This is a genomic window from Acinetobacter stercoris (assembly GCF_900323515.1).
In the GTDB taxonomy this organism is placed as follows: Bacteria; Pseudomonadota; Gammaproteobacteria; order Pseudomonadales; family Moraxellaceae; genus Acinetobacter; species Acinetobacter stercoris.
Map to the genome: position 1 here is coordinate 1 of NZ_OOGT01000314.1, position 2,751 is coordinate 2,751.

The window sequence follows — 2,751 nt, forward strand, 5'->3', positions numbered from 1 at the left end:
AAATATAAGCACCTATAGCTGCAATCAACCCACCTACCACAGGTTCAGGGATATTGTAATTTTGCAAGAATCTGATTTTTTTAACCAACAACCGACCTACAAGTAGCACTAAAACCGCAATAACAATAGTACCAAATGCATCAACTTCAAAAGACATAAGCTTCCTTAGACATTATACCGTTTTATTTGTGATGCCTATTTACTCAAATTTTTTCAAGATTCTCAGCTACTAAAATGTAATTTTTTTTTAAAATATTATATAATAAACAAACTCTTATACCAGTTTTTCATTTAGCAAAAAAATCCATTTAATGAATACATAAATTATTATGATGTTTAATAATTTTAACTAATATCTGGCATCTTAGTTTACCAATCCAGTCAAAAAAGAAGCTATATCAGCCTTTCTACTAGACTCTCAGCATTCAAACAAACATGATTTATTGGAAACAGTCTTCTTCATTTGAAAAATAAAAAAATTCATCTCAAGATTAAAATAATTCATGATTTTTTAATCTTGTTTCAGAATCAAATCCCTTAAAATGAGTCCCAAGAACTTTGAAGAAAATTTATCATGTCATTAAAACTCCAACGGCTATCTCTTCCTGAAGGCTGCGATAAACTCCTCCTCCATTCCTGCTGTGCGCCATGTTCAGGCGAAGTCATGGAAACTTTAATCCATTCCAATATTGATTTTTCCATTTTCTTTTACAATCCCAATATTCATCCAGTTAAAGAATATCTAATCCGAAAGGAGGAAAATATTCGCTTTGCTGAAAAACATAATATTCAGTTTATCGACGCCGACTATGATACAGATCACTGGTTTACCCGTGCCAAAGGCATGGAAAATGAACCAGAAAAAGGAATTCGTTGTACTATGTGTTTCGATATGCGTTTTGAACGAACTGCATTATATGCACATGAACATGGGTTTAAAATTTTCACCAGTTCATTGGGTATTTCACGTTGGAAAAATATGCAACAGATCAATGAATGTGGCGTTCGGGCAGCTAGTCCATACCCCGCACTACAATACTGGGATTACAATTGGCGTAAAAATGGTGGTGCAGTACGTATGATTGAAATCAGTAAACGTGAAGAGTTTTATCAGCAGGAATATTGTGGCTGCGTATATTCACTGCGCGATACAAATCGCTGGCGCTTAAAAAATGGACGTGAACGTATCAAAATAGGGGAAAAATTTTATAGCAATGCCATGGACGAATTGAATAAATAATTTAATCTACTTTACTGTATAGCAGAAGTATCCAAATTGTTATTCATTGCTAAACCAGTTTTTCCATGAACTCGTCTGTCTTACTTCTATCGGTACAGTTGGAATTATTTCAAACCTGAGCATTTTCGTTTCATCTAACTGCTTTGCCAATCTGGCTTTTACACTATGAATGCATTCACGATCTCCAAACTCACAGCGATCTAAAGTCGTACCACCACATGGACCATTCGCCAGTCCTTTAGGACAAGTTTCAGGACATATATACAAGGTTTCACCCAAACGACATTGTCCACAGCTCTCACAGCCCACCACCCTATGCTTGCTTATAAATTCAGTTTTTAACAAAGCATCAGCAACTTTGGGCTTATTCCAGAGTTTTGAATTGAAAACTAATCCTCCCACCCCTTTTGCGATTTTTGAACTAAAAAATAAATCATGCATCGCATGCATGCTTTTGTATTTCGCAATTTGACCGCTACTGGCTTCTACTGGCTGTAAAACCGGATATTTAAGTTCATCACCTTGTTGTATCTGCCAAAGCTCTTCCCATAGTTTTAAGCATTGATTTAATGTAAGACAACGAAACTTATCCAGTGCCAGTATCAGCTTTTGTTGTTGATCAGCTTGATGACATGCTGATAAATGTATGCCCGCATAACCTAAATGTTTTGCAATATAAATTTGCAAAGCAGCTCGCTCGTAGACCATTTTTTCTGCAAAACCTGGATCTAAACGATATTCCTGCTGTAGGATCTTGAGCATATGCGATGTGATAACAACACCAGCAACTTTATTATCCAACATAAATTTTGCACGACGATATGTTAAAGGCATAACACATGCAAGAATAGGCGTTGTATATTGATGTTCTTTTAGAAAATCCTTTGCCTGTTGTAAGGCATCAAGGTCATAACCTAACTGTGTAATGATATAGTCAGCACCTGCTTTAATTTTCTTTTCCAGTTTAAAATACTGGGCAGACTTTTCAGCATCTGCATATTTAAACGGGTTAAATGCTACACCTATATTAAACTCTGAATGCGTGGCCTTCGCAGCTGTTACAGCATTAACAGACTCCAGATAACGTGTACGCAACAGTGCATTCTGTTTATTTCCAAACCGGTGCTTTTTTAACTTATCCCCTGACAGCATCAAAATATTTAAATATTTCTCTTGCCATGCCTTTTGCAAAAAAGCATTTAAATCCTTAATATCGCGATCTTTTCCAGAAAAATGCAACATTTTCTCGATATTTTCTGACAATTCTGCTGCTAATTGTAATGGTGATAAATCTTCATCAGAATGAACACGATCAGCTATTGCAGCAATAACAGGAAATCCAGCAAGATGTGCAGATTGTATTTGGGATTTTTTGCTTGATGCAATAAATTCGACTAAAAAGCAAAATTGCTGACTGTCTAAATAATCAGAAAATATCGACATAAATGGGAGATAAAGCATAAAATTGAGTAATTATTATAACAACCTTTAGCTATGAATATGTATAGAGC

Annotated in this window: 3 protein-coding genes; 1 reads left to right on the forward strand and 2 read right to left on the reverse strand. The window is 35.3% G+C overall.

What is annotated here, in order from left to right; translation table 11 throughout:
• Nucleotides 1–157, reverse strand: a 157-nt coding sequence (locus KPC_RS18920) for a sodium/glutamate symporter (RefSeq protein WP_213065914.1), incomplete at its 3' end; no start/stop codon positions are given.
• Nucleotides 158–574: 417 nt separating this feature from the next.
• On the opposite strand from KPC_RS18920, the gene KPC_RS18925 reads away from it, so the two are divergent.
• Complete coding sequence (locus KPC_RS18925) at nt 575–1,240, forward strand: epoxyqueuosine reductase QueH (protein WP_121975871.1); 666 nt, start codon at nt 575–577, stop codon at nt 1,238–1,240.
• Nucleotides 1,241–1,279: 39 nt separating this feature from the next.
• On the opposite strand, the gene KPC_RS18930 is transcribed toward KPC_RS18925, so the two are convergent.
• Nucleotides 1,280–2,683, reverse strand: a complete 1,404-nt coding sequence (locus tag KPC_RS18930; protein WP_121975872.1) for a methylenetetrahydrofolate reductase C-terminal domain-containing protein — start codon at nt 2,681–2,683, stop codon at nt 1,280–1,282.
• Between the last annotated feature and the right edge of the window lie 68 nt (nt 2,684–2,751).

Coding starts and splice junctions, on each gene's coding strand:
- KPC_RS18925 (WP_121975871.1), top strand. CDS start 575: ATGTCATTAAAACTCCAACGGCTATCTCTTCCTGAAGGCTGCGATAAA.
- KPC_RS18930 (WP_121975872.1), bottom strand. CDS start 2,683: ATGTCGATATTTTCTGATTATTTAGACAGTCAGCAATTTTGCTTTTTA.